Here is a 19,709-nt window from a genome sequence, read left to right as displayed (position 1 = left end):
CATGTTGCAACGTGGGGCGTTAGCTCAGTCGGTTAGAGCATCGGACTCATAATCCGCCGGTCCACGGTTCAAGCCCGTGACGCCCCACTCTTTCACAAAGTCAAGGCTTCTGATATACTCTGCAAGGTTATCCGGTTCACGCTCTGCCATAGGGGCTCAGCGACCCGGGTCCCCCGAATCTCTAGGAGACAAACTATGAAGCAGGGTATCCATCCTGATTACCACGCAGTGCAGGTCACCTGCTCTTGCGGCAACACCTTCGTCACCCGTTCCACCTACAACGGCGATCACATGACCGTCGACGTGTGCTCCAACTGCCACCCGTTCTACACCGGCAAGCAGAAGATCCTCGACACCGGTGGCCGCGTGGCTCGCTTCGAGAAGCGTTACGGCAAGAAGGCCAAGTGAGTCTTATTGCTTAGGCAATGAAAAACGCCAGTCCGATTATGGGCTGGCGTTTTTCATTATGCGACGGATGCGCATGCGCTGGCGTGCATGCGATCGGGATATTCGTAAGATGCGTGGGATGCCTGCGAAATACCGCGCTTCGGCAGCGTTTCCAAGGCACCTTATATGATGGACAGGTTGAGTGGAGTTCAGCGAAGCGTTCACGCTGAAGCGCAGATTTATAAGCAGATAGAAAAGGCGTACATTGGCAGACGAGCAGTTCCCCGCGGCAGTTACCGCACTTGAGGAATATCATAATATCGAACAGCAGATGGCCGAGCCGGAAGTCGCGTCGGATCCGGATAAGATGCGTAAGCTGGGACGTCGTCACGCCGAGTTGGGCGTCATCGTTTCCGCATACACCGCATACAAGCAGGTGAAAGACGATCTGGAGGCAGCCAAGGAAATGGCTTCCGAAGATCCGGATTTCGCGGAAGAAGCGAAACGTTTGGAGAGCGAGCTTCCGGCAGTTGAGGAGAAACTGCGCACCGCGTTGATTCCGCGCGATCCCGATGATGCGCGCGATACGATCATGGAAATCAAGGCGGGCACCGGCGGCGAGGAAGCCGCGTTGTTCGCCGGCGATCTGCTACGCATGTACATGCGATATGCGGAAAAGCGCGGTTGGACCGTCACCCTGCAAAGCGAAAACACCACCGAACTGGGCGGCGTCAAAGACGTGCAGCTCGCCATCCGCGCCAAGGGCACTCCCGCTCCGGAAGACGGCGTATGGGCATCCCTCAAATACGAGGGTGGCGTGCATCGCGTGCAGCGTATCCCCGTCACCGAATCGCAGGGTCGTATTCAGACGTCCGCAGCGGGCGTCATTGTATTCCCGGAAGCCGATGAAGATGACGATGAGATCGAAATCGATCAGAAAGATCTGAAAATCGACATTTTCATGAGCTCTGGCCCGGGCGGCCAGTCCGTGAACACCACATATTCCGCAGTTCGTATGACCCACATTCCGACTGGCATCGTGGTGAGCATGCAGGATGAGAAGAGCCAGATCCAGAATCGTGCGGCCGCACTGCGCGTGTTGAAGAGCCGCCTGCTCGCCATGAAGCACGAGGAGGAAGCCGCACAGGCCGCAGACATGCGTCACTCCCAGGTGCGTTCGCTGGATCGTTCCGAACGAATCCGCACCTACAATTTCCCGGAGAACCGTATCGTCGATCATCGCACGAACTACAAGGCGTACAACCTTGACGCCGTGCTTGACGGCGATCTGCAGGCTGTGATCGACAGCGACATTCAGGCTGACGAAGCCGATCGCTTGGCCCATCAGAAGTAAAGGCGGCCGATGGCTACCGTATTCGAACTCGTGCGATCCGCTTCGGCCATGTTGCGTGCGTCCGGTGTTGACACTCCGGAGCACGATGCCAAATTATTGGCCGCCGAAGTATTCGGCGTCGACCTGCAGACCGTCGACAAGGCCATGCTGATGGGAAGCGAAACATCCGAACTGGCGAAGCAAGGCGCGAAGCAGAGCGGTGAAGACGCTGCGTTGAAGCGATTCCACACCATGGTGGATCGCAGGTCCAAGCGTGAACCGCTGCAACATATCACCGGCCACGCGCCCTTCCGCTACCTCGATCTGAAGGTTGGTCCGGGCGTGTTCATTCCGCGTCAGGAAACCGAACTCGTGGTGCAGGAAGGTGTCGACTGGATCACCAAGCACGGCATGTATTCGGCGAAAGTGGTCGATCTGTGCGCGGGAAGCGGCGCAATCGGCCTGTCATTCGTGACGGAAGTGCCCGGCAGCGAGGTGTGGGCGGTCGAAAAAAGCGAGCAAACCGCGCAATGGACCCGCGTCAATCTCAACGAAACCGCAAAAAAGTACCCCAGCATCGCCAGCAACTATCATCTGGAAATCGCTGATGCCACGCAAATGCCGACGCTGAACCAGCTGGACGGCACGATCGATATCGTGCTCACCAATCCTCCGTATGTGCCTCTTGCGGATATTCCGCAGCAACCGGAAGTACGCGACTACGATCCCGATCTTGCGCTATACGGCGGTTCCGCAGATGGCACGCTTATTCCGGAACGCATTATCGCCCGTGCCGCAAAACTGCTGAAAAACGGCGGTTTGCTGGTAATGGAACACGATATTACGCAAGGTGAACGATTGTCTGCATTCGCGCTGTCATATGGATTCAGCAATGTGATGGTGCATAACGATTACACAGGTCGCCCGCGATACATGACCGCGAAAAAGCAGTGATGCAACGCGTCTCAGAATAAGAGATTTTTCCAGGGGAACGTGGTTTTTCTGTTGCAATAGAGTTCCAGTTGGAAGTCCGACCATTGCATTAGACCAGTTCAGCGGTAAGCATACCGGTTGCGGAAGCATCCACAAGATGAGGCGTCCGGTTGCGCTGACAAGAAGAGAAGGAACGGCAGTGAAAATCAAGAATGCCGAAAAACTGGCCGCACTCTGTCTTGCGGCGGTTATGGGAGTGAGTGTTACAGCCTGTTCGGGCGGCAACATGTACGCCACCAGTAATGAGAGCGCCACCATCGCGGATAACGATGTGATCACCATCGGCTCGGTCACCACCAATTCCGGTGCAGCCGCAGCCTATGGCGAAGCCGAAGTGAACGGGTTCAAACTGGCGGTCAAGGAAATCAACGCCGATGGGGGAATCTTCGGCAAACAGATCAAACTGGAATCCATGGACGACAAGGGTGATGTGATCGAGGCATCCAACGCCTTTAACCGTCTGGCCGGCGACAAGAACGTGATCGCCGTGCTCGGACCGACCATTTCGTCAACCTCCGGTGCCGTCGCGCCGCTCGCCGACCAGAACCAGATGCCGACCATCGCTCCGGCCGCAACCGCCGATTCCGTGGAAACGGGCGGATACCTGTTCCGCACCTGCTTCAAGGACTCCTACCAGGGCGAGATCGCCGCCAAGTATGCGGCCGAAACATTGAAGGTCAAGAAAGTGGCCGTGCTGTATGGCACGGGCGATCCGTATTCGTCTGGTGTGGGCAAGGCTTTTGTCGCGGCGGCGAAGAAGAACGGACTCGACGTGGTGGCGGAAGAGAATTCCTCTAGCGCCGACGATACCGAATACTCGTCGCAGCTGCAGAAAATCGAAGCTTCTGGTGCGGAATTCCTATATGCGCCGTACTACTATTCCACGGTTGGCCCGTACATTGTGCCACAGACGCGAGCGGTCGGCTATGAGGGCTACATCATGGGCCCCGACGGCTACGACGGCCTCAAAACCACGGGAAACAAAGCGAACTACAACAAGGTGCTGTACACCACGCATTATTCGCCGGATGACAAGTCCAACACGAAGGTGCAGCAGTTCATCACCTCATACAAGAAGGCCAATAACGGCGAATCGCCGAACACCTTCACCGCGCTCGGTTACGATTCCGTCTACATGTTCAAGCGGGCCATCGAACAAGCCGGTGAAAACGCCACTCGTGCCGATATTCGCAACGCCATCGCAGGTATGAGCTTCTCCGGCGTGACCGGCGCATTCACGCTCGACAAGCATGGTTCTCCGAAGAAATCGGTGATTGTGCTGGAAATGAGCGACGGCGAACCGACATACAAAGACACCATCCAGCCGGCGAAATAGCGAAAAAACGCGAGGAATCAAGAAAAACAAGACTTCAACTGACGAAACAACAAGAAAGGAGGGATGATGAGCGATTCGGTCATTATGTTCATCGGTCAGATCTTCAACGGTCTGAAAATCGGCAGCGTGTATTCGCTTGTGGCCCTCGGCTACACCATGGTGTACGGCATCATCCGACTGATCAATTTCGCGCACGGCGACTTCATCATGGTCGGCTCCTACGCGCTGATGCTTACCATTCCGTTCATTATCGCCTGCGGTCTGCCCGCATGGTTCGCCGTGATTCCGGCGGTGCTTGTGTGCGTGGCGGTGGGTATTATCGTGGAAAGGGCCGCGTACAAGCCGGTGCGTGAAAAAGGCAATAATATGACGGCGCTGATCACTGCGATCGCCATGAGCCTGCTGCTTGAAAACGGCTCCCAGGCGCTGTTCGGCGCTGATTATCAGACCGTGCCAACCATCGTTGAAATTCCAACGCTGGTGCTTGGCAAACTCAAAATCGACGGAGCGACCATCATAACGGTGCTGCTCGGCATCGCCATCATGGTCGCGTTGCAGCTGTTCGTCTCCCTCACCAAGCAGGGCAAGGCCATGCGTGCGGTGTCCGAAGACAAGGAAGCGTCGATTCTGATGGGCATCAACGTGAACTCCACCATCACGTTGACCTTCGCCATCGGCTCCGGCCTGGCTGCGGTGGCGGCGCTTATGTACTGCATTTCCTACCCGCAGGTCTCTCCGATGATGGGTGCCATGCTGGGCTTGAAAGCGTTCGTCGCCGCGGTGCTTGGCGGCATCGGTTCCATTCCGGGCGCTATGGTCGGTGGCTTGCTGATCGGCGTGGCCGAGAGTCTTACCAAGGCGTATATCGGTACGATTACGGCCGGTGTGATCACGTCGGCGTTCTCCGACGCCATTGTGTTCGGCATTCTCATCATCGTGCTGCTGGTCAAGCCGTCCGGTCTGATGGGCGAGCCGGAAAGCGAGAAGGTGTGATTATGAAGAAATCAATGCTTTCCACGAAGCAATCGTATGCATTGTGTGCCATTGGCGTGCTTGTGCTGTTCGGCATTCTTGTTGCGGTATGTGAAACGGGCGCTATTTCCCTGTATGTCAAGGGTATTCTCATGACTTGCTGCATTGCGGTGATCATGACCACGTCGTTGAATCTGACGATCGGTGTGCTCGGACAGCTTACGCTCGGCTGCTGCGGTTTCGAGGCGATCGGCGCATATTCCGCCGCGTTGATGAGCAAGCTGCTGGTTGCCAACGGCGTTCAGATGGATGATACGGTGCGTTTCCTGCTGGTCACGTTCGTCGGCGGTGTGGTGGCATGTGTGTTCGGTGTGCTTGTCGGCATTCCGGCATTGCGTTTGCACGGCGATTATCTTGCGATTATCACGCTTGGTTTCGGTGAGATCATTCGTGTGATCATCCAGAATCTGAAAGTGGCCGGCGGCAAGGGACTTGCGGACGGCCAGCAGGGGCAGGCACTGATCGGCATCGACCGTCTCGCCAATCTGTATGTGGTGTTCTGTATCACCGTCGTGACCGTGGTGCTGTTGTTCATGTTCGCGCGTTCCCGTTATGGTCGTGCGGTCAAGGCGATTCGTGATGATGAGATCGCGGCTGGCGCTTCCGGCATCAACATCACCTATATGAAAGTGCTCGTTTTTGCGATTTCCGCGTTCTTCGCGGGTATTGCGGGTGGTATTTTCGCGCAATATATCGGTGCGCTCACGCCAAGCATGGCCGGTTGGCTGCAGTCGATCAATTACGTGATCATGGTGGTGTTCGGCGGTATGGGTTCGCTGACGGGTTCCATTGTCGCCGCGGTTGGTCTGACGATTTTGCCGGAATTGCTGCGTGCGTTCTCCGCATACCGCATGCTCGTGTATTCGGTGGTGCTGGTGATCATCATGGTGTTCCGTCCGCAGGGATTGTTCGGCAATTGGGAGTTCTCGCTGCCGAAATTCGTCAACAAGTGGTTCTATCCGGTACGCGTGAAGATGCACGGCAAATCGGGTGCGTCTCAATCGGCATCTAAGAAAACCAAGGAAACCGGCGAGACTACCGCATCTAGCGAAATCAACACATCCAGCGAAGACAAGGAGGTGCAGGCATGAGCGAGCCGATTCTGAAGGCCGAGCATCTCGGCATCACCTTCGGAGGCCTCAAAGCCGTATCCGACTTCAACATGACCATCAATGCGGGCGAACTTGTCGGTCTGATCGGGCCGAACGGCGCAGGCAAGACCACTGTGTTCAACCTGCTGACCGGCGTTTACCAGCCCACGGAAGGTGAGTTCTTCCTCGACGGCAAACGCATGAACGGTAAGAAAACGTATCAGGTCGTGCGTGCGGGAATCGCAAGAACCTTCCAAAACATTCGACTGTTCGATCAAATGACGGTCGAAGAGAACGTGCTTGTGGCGTTCAACGAATCCTTCACCTACCGGCTGGGCGGTGCGATCTTCCGCACGCCGACCTTCTGGAAGCAGGAACGCGACATGCATGCCAAAGCCATAGACCTGCTGCGTATTTTCGGACTGGAAGGATTGGCCGAAACCGAAGCCGCGAATCTGCCGTATGGAGCGCAACGTAAGCTGGAAATCGCACGAGCGTTGGCGACCGGCATGAAACTGCTGTTGCTTGACGAGCCTGCGGCAGGCATGAATCCTACGGAAACCGAGGATCTGCTGAACTGCATCAACACGATCCGCGACCGTTTCGGCATCGCCATTCTGCTGATCGAACATGATATGAGCCTGGTGATGAACGTGTGCCAGCGTATTCAAGTGCTTGATTACGGGCGTACCATCGCCTCCGGAACGCCAGAGGAAATCGCCAACAATCCGCAGGTCATCTCCGCATATCTTGGTGCGGACGATGCTGAAAACAATGCCGTCGAAACGTCTGAAACGACCGAAAGGAAAGACTCCTGATGCTACAGATCAAGAATCTTTCCGTCTCCTACGGTGCCATCGAAGCGGTCAAAAACATCAGTCTGACGGTGAACGACGGCGAGATCGTGTCGCTGATCGGTGCGAACGGTGCTGGCAAAACCACGACATTGCATACCATCACAGGTCTTACTCCGGCGGTTTCCGGCGAGGTGCTGTTCAACGGCGTGGACCTGCTGAAAACGCCGAACAATAAGATCGTGACCCTCGGCATGGCGCATATTCCCGAAGGACGCCACGTGTTCACGCGCATGAGCGTGCAGGAAAACCTTGAAATGGGCGCGTTCAGTCTCAAAGACCGGTCTCACATGGCGGACGATCTTGCCATGGTGTTCGACATGTTCCCACGCCTGAAGGAACGCCGCAACCAGAAGGCGGGCACGCTTTCCGGCGGCGAACAGCAGATGCTGGCGATGGGCCGCGCCCTGATGAGCCACCCGAACACGATTCTGATGGACGAGCCGTCGATGGGACTGTCTCCGAAACTCGTCAAAGAGATCTTCGCCATTATTCGCAAGCTGCACGATCAGGGCATTACCGTGCTGCTGGTCGAACAGAACGCGAATATGGCCCTGTCGATCGCCGATCGTGCGTATGTGCTCGAAACCGGGCGCATCACCATGGAAGGCGACGCCAAGGAGCTGATGGACAACGAGCAGGTGCGCAAGGCGTATCTGGGCGCATAAGGTCAGTTTCAACGCAGTTGAAGAATCCTGCCTTACAATGGTGGGGTCAGCAAGCCGAAAAGGGAGGTGTCATGAGCGAGATTCGCGCTATTTCAGACGAATCCCTTGCCCAGGCTGTCGAAATCGTACGTGACGGCGGATTGATTGTGATTCCTACGGACACGGTCTACGGCGTTGCGTGCGATCCGCGCAACATTGAGGCGATCCGCAAGGTGTTCGCGGCGAAGCAACGACCGAAATACAAGTCGTTGCAAGTGCTATTGCCGTCTATTGAAAGCATGGAGAAGCTGCATTTGGATCTGCCGGTGCCGCTGAACCGCCTGTCCGCCATGTTCATGCCGGGCGCGTTCTCTCCGATCGCCGTGGCCGATAACGATTGCACGCTCGCCACGGTACGTACCGATCCCGCCACCGGCAAGGTCACGCAGGGCGTGCGCATTCCGAATTCCGCGGCCGCCTTGCGTGTGCTGCGCGCTACCGGACCGTTGGCCGCCACCAGTGCCAACCGTTCCGGCGATGAAAGCGCGCAAACCGTTGACGAGGCCGTGCAGGCGCTTGGCGATGCGGTTGATTTGTATTTGGACGGGGGAGCGACTCCCGGTCATGTGGCTTCCACGGTTGTGGCGGCTGACCCTCATGGGCGTGATGGCATTGCGATTCTTCGAGAGGGAGTGATTCACGAGCCGGTTATCCGAAAGGCCTTGACGTTGAATGGCGGTGCTTTGGGCGTATGAGAATCTATCTGTTCATTGCTGCGATTGCTGGCGGCGTCACCTATTTGATCACGCCGTTGATTCGCCATATCGCCATTGAGATCGGCGCCGTCGGCGAAGTGCGTGCGCGAGACGTGCATACCATTCCGACACCGCGACTGGGTGGTTTGGGCATGCTGATCGGTTTCACCGTGTCGATGCTGTTCGCATCCCGCATTCCGTTCATTCAAGGATTGTTCGCGCAATCGCAACAGGCGTGGGTGATTCTCGCCGGCGCCATTATGATCAGTCTGCTTGGCATGGCCGACGACTTGTGGGATCTTGATTGGATGCTCAAGCTTGCCGGTCAGCTGTTGATTTCCGTGTTCGTGGCATGGGGCGGTCTGCAGATCATTTCGCTTCCGCTTGGCTCGTTGGTGACGGCGTCGCCGAGCCTGTCGATGGCCATCACCGCGTTTTTGATCGTCGCGTCCATCAATGCGGTCAATTTCGTGGATGGGTTGGACGGTCTGTCGTCGGGCATTGTGGCGATCGGCGGCATCGCATTCGCCATTTATTCATACATCATCGCCCGCAACTCGCCTTCGTACGCTTCGATGGCGACATTGATCGACATTGCCATGGTCGGCATGTGCGTGGGCTTTTTGATGCACAACTGGCATCCGGCGAAGCTGTTCATGGGAGACTCCGGTTCCATGCTGCTCGGCTATTTGATCACGTGCGCGTCGATTGTGATGACGGGCCGCCTTGACCCGGCCAGTATTCATGCCAGCATTTACTTGCCGGTGTTCATGCCGATTCTGCTGCCGATTCTGGTATTGTTCCTGCCGATTCTCGACATGTGTCTTGCGATTGTGCGCCGCTTGCGCAAGGGACAGTCTCCGATGCATCCGGACCGCATGCACTTGCATCATCGCATGCTGCGCATCGGTCATTCCGTGCAGGGGGCTGTGCTGATTCTGTGGGGTTGGGCGGCACTGATCGCGTTCGGCTCGATTATGACGCTGTTTTTCAAGGCCCAATACGTGCTTGTTGGATTCCTGATTGCGGCCGTGGTGCTGACCGTCGCCACCATGTATCCGTATGTGAAGCATAGGATTCCCGAGATGCTGGAGGAGGATGCTGCGGATGGCGGAGGACATGCGTCGGTGCGGTCGTCGAAGCGTCGGAAAAACTGATTAAACGCTTTGCCTTGCGGTATTAGTTAACTTTCGTAACACCCTTGTTTGCCGCTTGTTCTGCCGTGTCGCGGTAAGTCAGCCCGCGTTCATATAGTGGGTCTATGGCTACAATTCCTGATATGAATGCAGATTCCACGTACGCTCCACTTCCTCCGATTTTCGCACAGCTTGGCCTCGCCTATGACGATGTGCTGCTGCTGCCGAACGAGACGGATGTCATTCCGTCCGAAGTGGACACCACCACCCATCTGACCCGCAACATCACGATGAAGGTCCCGGCGATCTCCGCCGCAATGGACACCGTCACCGAGTCCGACATGGCCATTGCCATGGCTCGTAATGGCGGCATCGGCGTGCTGCACCGCAATCTTTCCATCGACGACCAAGCCGCTCAGGTTGACATCGTCAAGCGCTCCGAATCCGGTATGATCAACGATCCGTTGACCGTCAGCCCGGATGTGACGCTGGCTGATCTCGACAAGCTGTGCGGCCGTTTCCATATCTCCGGTCTGCCGGTCGTTGACAACGACAACAAGCTCGTCGGCATCATCACCAACCGCGACATGCGTTTCATCGCCTCCGAGGATTACGACCGGCTCAAGGTTTCCGAGGTCATGACCCGCGAGAACCTCATCACCGGCCCGTCCAACATCTCCAAGGAAGACGCCCACGACCTGCTGGCCAAGCACAAGGTCGAGAAGCTGCCGCTGGTTGACGATGAAGGCCGCCTCACCGGCTTGATCACCGTGAAGGACTTCGTGAAGACCGAGCAGTATCCGGACGCCACCAAGGACGAACAGGGTCGTCTGCGCGTTGCCGCCGGCATCGGCTTCCTGGGTGACGCCTACAACCGTGCTTCCGCTCTGATGGAAGCCGGCGTGGACGTGCTCGTGGTCGACACCGCCAACGGTGAGGCCAAGCTGGCTCTCGACATGATTCGCCGTCTGAAGTCCGATTCCGCGTTCAAGGGCGTTGACATCATCGGCGGTAACGTGGCCACCCGTCAGGGCGCTCAGGCCATGATCGACGCCGGTGTTGACGCAGTCAAGGTCGGCGTGGGCCCAGGCTCCATCTGCACCACCCGCGTGGTGGCCGGTGTCGGTGTGCCGCAGCTCACCGCAGTGTACGAGGCCGCTCAGGCCTGCCGTGCCGCTGGCGTGCCGTGCATCGCCGACGGTGGCATTCACTACTCCGGCGACATCGCCAAGGCTCTGGTTGCCGGTGCCTCCACCGTCATGCTCGGCGGCACCCTCGCAGGCTGCGAGGAAGCTCCGGGTGAGAAGGTGCTGCTGCACGGCAAGCAGTACAAGCTGTACCGTGGCATGGGCTCCCTCGGCGCCATGGCTCCGCGTGGCAAGAAGTCCTACTCCAAGGATCGCTACTTCCAGGCCGACGTCACCTCTAACGACAAGGTCGTTCCGGAAGGCGTTGAAGGCGAAGTGCCGTACCGCGGACCGCTGAACGCAGTGCTGTACCAGATGATCGGTGGCCTGCACCAGTCCATGTTCTACATCGGCGCTCACAACATCGCCGAAATGCCGGAACGTGGCCGTTTCATCCGTATCACCGACGCTGGCTTGCGCGAATCCCATCCGCACGACATCGTCATGACCGCCGAAGCTCCGAACTACTCCGGCCGCCAGTGATTGCTGAATTCCAGTAATCAAAATCGGTAAAAGCCTCTTACTTCTCGGAAAAGACCGAAAGTAAGAGGCTTTACTCATATCTGCAACGTGAATATTTATAACCGAACGTCGCCCTATCGCCAAGTAGCGGTGTTTGATGTACGAAGCAAATCGCTAAAACAAGTGTGACTTCCCGGTGCGTAGGCCTTCCAATCTCCCTACCTCGCGGTATCTTCGAATGTTCAGCTGAAGCGTGCCAAGCGGCACGCGCACACGCAAAGGAAACGAGGCAAAATGGTTGACGCACATGACGGCGAAACGTATACGGCGAAAGGTTCGCGACTGATTTGGATCGATTGCGAAATGACCGGCTTGGATATTTTCCACGATGAACTGTGCGAGATCTCCGTGGTACCGACGGATTTTGACCTCAACGTGCTTGACGAGGGTATTGATTTCGTGATCAAGCCGTCTAATGCGGCCGTTGCCAATATGAACGATTTCGTGCGTGCCATGCACACCCGTTCCGGACTCATCAACGAATGGGAGAACGGCCTGAGCGTCGAAGAGGCCGAACGGAAAGTCACCGAATACGTGGCCCGCTTCACCCCGGACGGCGTCAAGCCGCTGCTCGCAGGCAACTCCATCGGATCAGACAAAAAATTCCTCGACCGTTATATGCCGAATCTCATGGAACACCTGCACTACCGTGTAATCGACGTGAGCACGTTCAAAGAGCTTGCCCGCCGCTGGTATCCTGCCGTATACAACAACCGGCCGCCGAAGAATGGTGGACATCGCGCGCTCGCCGACATCATCGAATCCCTGGACGAACTGCGCTACTACCGTAAGGCTTTCATGGCAGCGGCGCCCGGTCCTGACGCAGCCGAAGCCAAGGCGATCGCCGATCAGATCGTGGCAACCAGCATTTTGAACAACAACTGATTCCACATATCGCACAATCGTTGGAAAATCTGATATTCCAACGAAAACATGGAAAGGACTCCAGTGAGCGCAGCTGATTGGACCAGCATCGAAATCCCGCAAGACATTCGCTTGGTGGTTGCCGATATGGACGGCACCCTGCTTGATGAGCATAGCGAGATTCCTCAAGGTTTCTGGCCGATGCTTGCCCGGTTGCGCTCACGAGGCGTTGAATTCGTGCCGGCATCCGGACGCCAGTACGCTACCTTGCGTGCCATGTTCGCCGATAAGGCGGCGCAGGTGCTTGACGGCGGCGAACTTTCGTATATCGCGGAAAACGGCAATGTCGTGGCCATTGACGGTAATATCGCCGAAGTGCACGGCGTCGATACCGATGTGACCCGCTGGACCATCGACACGGTGAACGCTTCTGCCGCGGCTGGCGAATACGATATGGGATTGGTGCTTTGTGGCCTGCGCGCGGCATACGTGCAGCGCACGGACAAGCCGTTCCTTGACGAAGTCGGCAAATATTATGCGGCACTGGAGATTGTGGACGATCTGCATAGCGTGCTTGAAGATGTGATCGCATCAAACGGCGAAAGCGACACCATGCTCAAACTGGCGATTCTCGATTTCGACGATGCCGAAGCGATGGCCGCGGAAAAGCTGACGCCACTGAAGAACGATTATCAGGTGGTGGTTTCCGGCAAACTGTGGGTCGACATCATGAATGCTACAACCAATAAGAAACAGGGCGTCGAAGCGTTGCAGCGCGTGCTTGGCGTCACTGCGGCCCAAACGGCGGTATTTGGCGATTATCTCAACGATTTGCAGATGCTTTCGGCAGGGCAGTGGTCGTTCGCCATGGGCAATGCGCACCCCGCGTTGAAACAAGCCGCGCATTTTGTGGCTCCATCCAATGCCGATCACGGGGTGCTTCAGGTTGTCGACAAACTGATTGCGTAAGGAAGCCGTTTCTTCGAAATTGATGGTCGATTGAACAGGAAAGGCGGTGCGGCATGCGGCAGGCTGAGGCATTGGCGATTCTGCAAAGTGGCGCGAGCGTCTTCCTGACGGGTGCGCCGGGTGCTGGCAAGACCTACGTGCTCAATGAGTTCGTGCGTCAGGCCCGTGCCGAAGGTGCGGCGGTGTCGGTGACGGCGTCCACCGGTATCGCGGCCACGCATATCAACGGGCAGACCATTCATTCATGGAGCGGTGTCGGACTTGCCAACGCGCTCACCGACAATCTGATCAAAACCATACGTACCCGACGCAAACGTAAGCTGCAGGGCGCTGACATTCTCGTCATCGATGAGGTTTCCATGTTGCATGCGTGGCTGTTCGACATGGTCGATCAGGTGTGCCGCATTATTCGACGTGACCAACGCCCGTTCGGAGGGCTTCAAGTGGTGCTGTCCGGCGATTTCTTCCAGCTTCCGCCAGTGAGTGTGAGTGGGCGCAACCACGATTTGGTCACACCAAGCCCGGAATTCGTGGCTTCCCGCGAACGATATGCGAAAGCGGGACTCAATCCAGATGGTTTCGTCACCGAATCATTGGTATGGCGGGAATTGAATCCCGCAATCTGTTACCTGACCGAACAGCATCGTCAGGATGACGGCAGTCTGCTCACCGTATTGACCGATATTCGCAACGGTTGCGTGAACGACGACGATCGCAATGTGCTCCTCACCAGACTGGGCACAATCCCCGAACCTGGTCAACAGGCCGTCAATCTGTTTCCCGTCAACAAGCAGGCGGACACGCTCAACGACATGCGCCTGTTCGAAATCAACGAGGAGCCGCACGAATATTTCGCCGAAGCCGCAGGACCAGTCAATCTGGTGGAACGTTTGAAGAAGAACATGCTTGCCCCCGAACGTTTGCAGCTCAAAACCGGGGCTGCGGTGATGGCCGTACGCAACGACACCGACCACCAATTCGTGAACGGATCATTGGGTACCGTGCGCGGATTTGCCGCCGAAAACAAGGGCGGATGGCCGATCGTTGAATTTGAAAACGGCAATATCGTTACCATGAAGCCGAATTGCTGGGAAATGATGGACGGCGACACAGTGCTCGCCAGCGTCAACCAAGTGCCGTTGCGCTGCGCGTGGGCGATCACCATCCACAAATCGCAAGGTATGACGCTCGAGCGTGCGGTGATGGATTTGCGGCGCACCTTCGCGCCTGGCATGGGGTATGTGGCGCTGTCTCGTGTGGAAGGCCTGCAAGGCCTGTATTTGAACGGTGTGAACGAACGCATGTTCTTGGTTTCGCCCGATGCGGTGCGATTGGATGGTGAGTTGCGTCTCGCCTCGGCGCAGGCATCCGATATGTTGGCTCATGATGGCATCGCCGCGTTCCGGCAGAACATTGCCGTTCCCGACGGTGACGAGTTCGCGCAGGACGCGCTGTTCTAGTATGGCGATTGCCTTGTTTGACATGTATGATGATTTTTGGGATTCGACGGATATGACTGTTGTGTTCCGTCCGTGCGTTGCCATACGTCGGTGAACGGGTGGTTGGATTGGGCTTACGTCCCCTTGCCTGAGTAGTTTTGGGCATATGACTAAAGCACTTCGTATGTCCACCATGTTCCTGCGCACTCTGCGTGAGGATCCCGCCGATGCCGATGTCGTATCGGATAAGCTTCTGCAGCGCGCCTGCTACCTGCGCAAGGCCGCTCCGGGTATTTGGACCTGGCTGCCGCTGGGCCTGAATGTTCTGAACAAGATCGAAAACATCATCCGTGAGGAAATGGCTTCGATCGACGCCCAGGAAGTTCACTTCTCCGGTCTGCTGCCGCGTGAGCCGTATGAGGCCACCCATCGTTGGGAAGAATATGGCGACAACATCTTCCGTTTGAAGGACCGCCACGAGGCCGACTATCTGTTGGCGCCGACCCATGAGGAAATGTTCACCCTGCTGGTCAAGGACCTGTACTCCTCCTACAAGGATCTGCCGGTTACCCTCTACCAGATTCAGACCAAGTATCGTGACGAATTCCGTCCGCGTGCAGGCCTGATTCGTGGCCGTGAATTCATCATGAAGGATGCCTACTCCTTCACGCTTGACAAGGAAGGCCTTGTCAAGGCGTATATGGACGAGCGTGGCGCCTACGAGCGTATTTTCAACCGTCTCGATTTGAAGTATGTGCCGGTGCACGCCATGGCCGGCCCGATGGGCGGCTTCGAATCCGAAGAGTTCCTTGCCCCGATGGAAATCGGTGAAGATACCTTCGCACAGTCGCCGAGCGGCAAGGCTTGGAATGTTGAGGCGCTGACCACTCCGGAACCGGAAGCCATCGACTTCAGCAACACTCCGGCCGCTGAAAAGCGTCCGACGCCGAATGCTGAAACCATCGATCAGATGGTTGAATTTGCCAACGCCAACCATCCGCGTTCCGATGGCCGCGCGTGGGAGGCCTCCGACATTCTGAAGAACGTGGTAATCGCCGTGATGCATCCGCAGGACGACGATCATGACGAGCCGTGGCGCGAACTGGTGGTCGTCGGCGTGCCTGGCGATCGTACCGTTGACATGAAGCGTCTTGAAGCGCAGTTCACTCCGGCTGAAATCGAAGAGGCCACCGACGAGGATCTGAAGAAGCATCCGGAACTCGTCAAGGGCTATATTGGCCCGATGGCGTTTGGCCCGCAGGCTCGCGGCGGTGAAAAGGCTGAAAACGCCAACGAAACCGGCGAAGCGTTGCGTTACCTCATTGACGCGCATATCGCCCGCGGTTCCGCATGGTTCACCGGTGCCGACGAAGCCGGCGTCGACTACTACGATCTCGTGTACGGTCGTGACTTCGAAGCCGATGGCGTTGTGGAAGCCGTGCAGGTTCGCCATGGCGACATGAGCCCGGATGGTTCCGGTCCGCTGAGCTTCGAACGCGGTGTGGAAATCGGCCAGGTGTTCCAGCTTGGCTTGAAGTATTCCAACGCGCTTGGCCTGAAGGTGCTCGACCAGAACGGTAAGACCGTGCCGGTGTGGATGGGCTCCTACGGCATTGGCGTGTCTCGTGTGATGGCTTGTATTGCTGAAACCCACCATGACGAGAAGGGCTTGGCATGGCCGGCCATCATCGCTCCCGCCCAGGTGCATGTGGTGGCCACCGGCAAGGATGCGGCTGCATTCGAAGCCGCCGAGCAACTGATCGCCGATCTGGAAGCCAAGGGCATCGAAGTGATCTTCGATGACCGTAAGAAGGTTTCCCCGGGCGTCAAGTTCAAGGATGCCGAGCTTATCGGCGTGCCGCTGATCGCCGTCGCAGGCCGCGACACTGTCAACAATGGCACCATTGAAGTGCGTGACCGCAATGGCGAGAACGCCGAAGCCGTGCCTGTCGCCGACGCAGCCCGGGTGATTGCCGATCGTGTCGCCGCGCTGCTGAAGTAATAATCGTATTTTTTCTGATTATTTCACCATATAAACGGAAGATTATGGATATGCCATAATCTTCCGTTTTTTTTTATCTGGAAACAGGTAGGAGGAAGCATGATTGTGAGGAAAACATTTATGGGGAAAACAAACGAAAAACCATGCATATATCGGCAGTGCCTTGCGGTGGATAAGTGAGATTTATCCACCGACTATCCACGACTCGCCCGAAACGGCGTCCTTTATCCACATTTGCCGGTTGCGCTTGTGCCAGTATGGTCGAATCAGGGATAGTGGTTCTACCGCGGAAACGCAAGGAAGCGGAAAGGCGTGCAGAACCCCTCTCTCGCAACCCATTTCTCCGACTGCGCGTTGCTTTCGCACCTTCATCGGTGCTTTCCGCGGCCCCTTTATTACCAATGCGACAGAAAGGGCCGATCATGGCACAACAGCAAGCTCTCATCACCATCACCGGATATGTGGGCGCCAATCCCACGCAATTCAACAAGGACGGCATGCCCCATGCCAGTTCGTTCAGAATGGCGAGCACCAGACGGTATTTCGACAATCGCACACAGCAATGGAAGGATCTTCCCACCACATGGATCACGGTGAAAGCGTACCGGAACCTATCCGAGAACATCTGCCAATCTCTGAAGAAAGGCGAGCCGGTTATCGTGACGGGCGCGCTCGCCACGGAAACGTGGGCCGATCAGAACGGCAAACCGCAGTCACGCATAGTGCTGGAAGCCAGCGCCGCAGGGCACGACCTTAACCGGGGAGTCACCACGTTGCGTAAGTTCGTCAAGCCGAACGACCAGCACCAGCCGGAAGCGAAAGGAACGGAACCGCGTGTGGGAGCCGATCCGTTCGTCAGGCAGGGCAGTGTGGCGCCGGTCGAAATCGTGGTTCCCGAAGATGACGAAGCCGCCGAATTCTCGGGAGATACCGGGGAATTCGACGGCGACATATATTAGGCGGCACCGATGCCTTGCATGCTTGGCTCCGATTGCCAGCCGATGATGTGGTTTGTTACCAGATGCGCACGCGCTGATCGGGATCGAGCCACATGCCGTCCTCCGGCTTCACGTCGAACGCCTTGTAGAACAGATCCACGTTGCGTGCGATGCCGTTCGTGCGGCATTCGGCGGGGGAGTGCGGGTCGATCTGCAGATACTGCTCCGCCAGCTCGTCACGATTCTTGGTGCGCCAGATGGACGCGTAGCTGAGGAAGAAACGCTGCAAACCGGTGAAACCATCGATTTCCGGCGCCTCAGCCAGCGAAGCTTCAATGGCCTCCATGGAACCGTTCTTCTCACGGCCTGCCACCTCGTCAAGAGCGAACGCATATGCTTTGAGTGCAATGTTCACGCCACTCAGGTCGCCGATGTTCTCGCCGATGGTCAAAGCGCCGTTCACATGCGGAGCCTGAGCTGGATCGTCGGCGTATTTTTCGGCAAGCTGCGTTGGCACGAACGCGTTGTACTGGTCGATGAGTTTCTGCGTGAGCTGCTCGAAATTGGCCTTGTCTTCTTCGGTCCACCAGTCGTTGAGCTTGCCGTCGCCGTCGTACTGGGCACCCTGATCATCGAAGCCGTGGCCGATCTCATGGCCGATCACCGCTCCGATACCGCCATAGTTCGCGGCGTCTTCGGCGTTCGGGTCGAAGAACGGCGGCTGCAGAATGGCGGCCGGGAACACGATCACGTTCATGGTCGGCTCATAATAGGCGTTCACCGTCTGCGGATTCATCAGCCATTCGTCCTTGTCGACGCTCTTGCCGACTTTGGCCAGCTGATAGCCGGTCTCATACAGGTTGGCGGCACGCATGTTCTCGGCAAAACCGGCATTCTCGCGCACATCAAGCGCGGAATAGTCACGCCAATGGTTCGTATAGCCGATCTTCGGCACGAACTTGGAGAGCTTCTCCAACGCCTTCTGCTTGGTTTCTTCGCCAAGCCAGGCGGAGTTGGAAATGGACACGCGGTAGGCGTCGATCAGATTGCCGACCAGCTGTTCCATACGCTGCTTCGACGACTCGGGGAAGTGCCTCTTCACATATTCGCGGCCGACATCCTCGCCGCAGATGCCGTTGACCAGCGAAACGCCGCGCTTCCAACGCACGCGCTGCTGCTTCTGACCAGACAACGTCTTGCCATAGAACTCGAAATTCGTCTCATCGAATTCGTGCGGCAACTCCAAGGTGGAGCCGATGATCACATGCACGCGTGCCCACAGCTTGAGATCGTCGAGATCCGCGGCCTTCCAGAATGCGTTAAGACCGGTGAGGAAGCTGGGCTCATGCACCACCACATGGTTGAAAATGCCTCGGAAATCAAGCGGCTGCACCTGAGCGGCGGAAGTCTGATCATATGCGGACTGCCAGGATTCGATCCATGTGTCGAGATCATAATCGGCGAGCATTCCGCTCAATTCCGCATAATCGGTGGGATTATAGGTCTTCACCGAATCACGGGTTGCCACATTGTCCCAATGGTTCGCGGCGATACGTGTCTCCACGTCGAGGAAACGCTGGGCTTGAGCTTCGGCCTGCTCGTCATCGGCGGCGAGCTTCGCGTTCTTCAACTGCTTGGCCACCATATCGACGTATGCTTCACGAATCGGCGCATAATGGTCTTCACGGTAATACGCCTCATCGGGCAGTCCCAAGCCAGACTGTTCAATATGGATGATGTTGGTTTCGGGAGCGCCCGGATCGCCATACACGGCAATGCCGATCAGGTCAGGGCCGCCAGCCGGGTTCATCGCGCCCAAAGAGCGGGTGAGTTCAGCCTTGTCGGCAGCGACGTCAATAGCCTTCAACTGGTCTTCAATGGCCGCGAGTCCGGAAGCGTTGATGGCGTCGACGTCAAGGAAACTCGCATACAGGGCGTGGGACTTCTCGGCAGGGCAGTCGTCGTCTTCGAGAATCTCACGAATCTGGTTTTCGGCATCTTCAGCGAGCTTATCGAACGAACCATAACGGGAACGATCATCAGGAAGACGATACATGTCGATCCATGGGCCGTTGGCATAGCGGAACAGATCTTGCGCAGGGCCGGTCACGGCGGAGAACGATGCCGGATCGATACCCGAATTCAAAGTGGTACTCATGGCTTCACACTATCCATCTTTGGTGACAAAACAGTGTATCTGAAACGAATAATCGTCATTATGCAA

The 19,709-nt window shown here is 56.9% G+C and carries 17 protein-coding genes and 1 tRNA gene; 17 read left to right on the top strand and 1 reads right to left on the bottom strand.

The annotated features are described in order from the left end of the window. Window positions 1-13: 13 nt before the first annotated feature. The 17 genes from Q5H33_RS05180 to Q5H33_RS05100 all read left to right on the top strand — a co-directional run bounded on the left by Q5H33_RS05180 (window position 14) and on the right by Q5H33_RS05100 (window position 17,506). Window positions 14-87: transfer RNA gene (locus Q5H33_RS05180), tRNA-Ile, on the top strand. 108 nt (window positions 88-195) lie between these two features. Beyond that, entirely contained in the window at window positions 196-408 is a 213-nt protein-coding gene (gene rpmE, locus Q5H33_RS05175; RefSeq protein ID WP_003808371.1) for a 50S ribosomal protein L31, read from the top strand. Between the two features lie 244 nt (window positions 409-652). Then, a complete protein-coding gene (prfA, locus tag Q5H33_RS05170) occupies window positions 653-1,741 on the top strand; it encodes a peptide chain release factor 1 (RefSeq protein ID WP_004219762.1) in 1,089 nt (362 codons plus the stop codon). A gap of 9 nt (window positions 1,742-1,750) precedes the next feature. Continuing rightward, window positions 1,751-2,674 (top strand): peptide chain release factor N(5)-glutamine methyltransferase, encoded by a 924-nt coding sequence (prmC, locus tag Q5H33_RS05165; RefSeq protein WP_226586501.1) that lies wholly within the window; start codon window positions 1,751-1,753, stop codon window positions 2,672-2,674. Between the two features lie 229 nt (window positions 2,675-2,903). Then, entirely contained in the window at window positions 2,904-4,049 is a 1,146-nt protein-coding gene (locus Q5H33_RS05160) for an ABC transporter substrate-binding protein (protein ID WP_171842401.1), read from the top strand. Between the two features lie 66 nt (window positions 4,050-4,115). Further along, complete coding sequence (locus Q5H33_RS05155; protein ID WP_022245068.1) at window positions 4,116-5,042, top strand: branched-chain amino acid ABC transporter permease; 927 nt, start codon at window positions 4,116-4,118, stop codon at window positions 5,040-5,042. 2 nt (window positions 5,043-5,044) lie between these two features. Continuing rightward, complete coding sequence (locus Q5H33_RS05150) at window positions 5,045-6,172, top strand: branched-chain amino acid ABC transporter permease (protein WP_065440625.1); 1,128 nt, start codon at window positions 5,045-5,047, stop codon at window positions 6,170-6,172. Then, a complete protein-coding gene (locus Q5H33_RS05145) occupies window positions 6,169-6,990 on the top strand; it encodes an ABC transporter ATP-binding protein (protein ID WP_226555434.1) in 822 nt (273 codons plus the stop codon). The genes Q5H33_RS05150 and Q5H33_RS05145 overlap by 4 nt, the downstream gene beginning before the upstream one ends. Then, on the top strand, window positions 6,990-7,694 hold the full coding sequence (locus Q5H33_RS05140) for an ABC transporter ATP-binding protein (RefSeq protein WP_022245065.1): 705 nt from the start codon (window positions 6,990-6,992) through the stop codon (window positions 7,692-7,694). The genes Q5H33_RS05145 and Q5H33_RS05140 overlap by 1 nt, the downstream gene beginning before the upstream one ends. A gap of 71 nt (window positions 7,695-7,765) precedes the next feature. Next, window positions 7,766-8,428 carry an L-threonylcarbamoyladenylate synthase gene (locus Q5H33_RS05135; protein ID WP_065438019.1) on the top strand — a complete coding sequence of 221 codons (663 nt, stop codon included), beginning with the start codon at window positions 7,766-7,768 and terminating at the stop codon, window positions 8,426-8,428. Next, window positions 8,425-9,585, top strand: coding sequence for an MraY family glycosyltransferase (locus Q5H33_RS05130; RefSeq protein ID WP_117810669.1), 1,161 nt, complete (start codon window positions 8,425-8,427; stop codon window positions 9,583-9,585). The genes Q5H33_RS05135 and Q5H33_RS05130 overlap by 4 nt, the downstream gene beginning before the upstream one ends. 104 nt (window positions 9,586-9,689) lie before the next feature. After that, on the top strand, window positions 9,690-11,234 hold the full coding sequence (gene guaB, locus Q5H33_RS05125) for an IMP dehydrogenase (RefSeq protein ID WP_055063073.1): 1,545 nt from the start codon (window positions 9,690-9,692) through the stop codon (window positions 11,232-11,234). 273 nt (window positions 11,235-11,507) lie between these two features. Continuing rightward, window positions 11,508-12,158: an oligoribonuclease gene (gene orn / locus Q5H33_RS05120; protein WP_117659957.1), complete on the top strand. Its 651-nt coding sequence runs from the start codon at window positions 11,508-11,510 to the stop codon at window positions 12,156-12,158. 63 nt (window positions 12,159-12,221) lie between these two features. After that, the gene (locus Q5H33_RS05115) at window positions 12,222-13,106 is read left to right on the top strand and encodes a Cof-type HAD-IIB family hydrolase (protein ID WP_302423369.1); all 885 of its coding nucleotides are present in this window, start codon (window positions 12,222-12,224) and stop codon (window positions 13,104-13,106) included. Window positions 13,107-13,159: 53 nt separating this feature from the next. After that, window positions 13,160-14,566, top strand: a complete 1,407-nt coding sequence (locus tag Q5H33_RS05110) for a PIF1 family DEAD/DEAH box helicase (RefSeq protein WP_065440619.1) — start codon at window positions 13,160-13,162, stop codon at window positions 14,564-14,566. 145 nt (window positions 14,567-14,711) lie between these two features. Continuing rightward, the gene (locus Q5H33_RS05105; RefSeq protein ID WP_117810666.1) at window positions 14,712-16,547 is read left to right on the top strand and encodes a proline--tRNA ligase; all 1,836 of its coding nucleotides are present in this window, start codon (window positions 14,712-14,714) and stop codon (window positions 16,545-16,547) included. Window positions 16,548-16,969: 422 nt separating this feature from the next. After that, window positions 16,970-17,506 (top strand): single-stranded DNA-binding protein, encoded by a 537-nt coding sequence (locus Q5H33_RS05100; protein WP_302423364.1) that lies wholly within the window; start codon window positions 16,970-16,972, stop codon window positions 17,504-17,506. Window positions 17,507-17,561: 55 nt separating this feature from the next. Here Q5H33_RS05100 and Q5H33_RS05095 read toward each other — a convergent pair whose 3' ends face one another. Further along, window positions 17,562-19,643, bottom strand: coding sequence for a M13 family metallopeptidase (locus Q5H33_RS05095; RefSeq protein WP_302423363.1), 2,082 nt, complete (start codon window positions 19,641-19,643; stop codon window positions 17,562-17,564). Window positions 19,644-19,709 lie beyond the last annotated feature (66 nt).

Source organism: uncultured Bifidobacterium sp., assembly GCF_959020145.1.
Taxonomy (GTDB): Bacteria; Actinomycetota; Actinomycetes; order Actinomycetales; family Bifidobacteriaceae; genus Bifidobacterium.
This window is presented reverse-complemented; position numbering and strand designations above follow the sequence as displayed.

Coding starts and splice junctions, on each gene's coding strand:
- rpmE (WP_003808371.1), top strand. CDS start 196: ATGAAGCAGGGTATCCATCCTGATTACCACGCAGTGCAGGTCACCTGC.
- prmC (WP_226586501.1), top strand. CDS start 1,751: ATGGCTACCGTATTCGAACTCGTGCGATCCGCTTCGGCCATGTTGCGT.
- Q5H33_RS05160 (WP_171842401.1), top strand. CDS start 2,904: ATGGGAGTGAGTGTTACAGCCTGTTCGGGCGGCAACATGTACGCCACC.
- Q5H33_RS05155 (WP_022245068.1), top strand. CDS start 4,116: ATGAGCGATTCGGTCATTATGTTCATCGGTCAGATCTTCAACGGTCTG.
- Q5H33_RS05150 (WP_065440625.1), top strand. CDS start 5,045: ATGAAGAAATCAATGCTTTCCACGAAGCAATCGTATGCATTGTGTGCC.
- Q5H33_RS05145 (WP_226555434.1), top strand. CDS start 6,169: ATGAGCGAGCCGATTCTGAAGGCCGAGCATCTCGGCATCACCTTCGGA.
- Q5H33_RS05140 (WP_022245065.1), top strand. CDS start 6,990: ATGCTACAGATCAAGAATCTTTCCGTCTCCTACGGTGCCATCGAAGCG.
- Q5H33_RS05135 (WP_065438019.1), top strand. CDS start 7,766: ATGAGCGAGATTCGCGCTATTTCAGACGAATCCCTTGCCCAGGCTGTC.
- Q5H33_RS05130 (WP_117810669.1), top strand. CDS start 8,425: ATGAGAATCTATCTGTTCATTGCTGCGATTGCTGGCGGCGTCACCTAT.
- guaB (WP_055063073.1), top strand. CDS start 9,690: ATGGCTACAATTCCTGATATGAATGCAGATTCCACGTACGCTCCACTT.
- orn (WP_117659957.1), top strand. CDS start 11,508: ATGGTTGACGCACATGACGGCGAAACGTATACGGCGAAAGGTTCGCGA.
- Q5H33_RS05110 (WP_065440619.1), top strand. CDS start 13,160: ATGCGGCAGGCTGAGGCATTGGCGATTCTGCAAAGTGGCGCGAGCGTC.
- Q5H33_RS05105 (WP_117810666.1), top strand. CDS start 14,712: ATGACTAAAGCACTTCGTATGTCCACCATGTTCCTGCGCACTCTGCGT.
- Q5H33_RS05100 (WP_302423364.1), top strand. CDS start 16,970: ATGGCACAACAGCAAGCTCTCATCACCATCACCGGATATGTGGGCGCC.
- Q5H33_RS05095 (WP_302423363.1), bottom strand. CDS start 19,643: ATGAGTACCACTTTGAATTCGGGTATCGATCCGGCATCGTTCTCCGCC.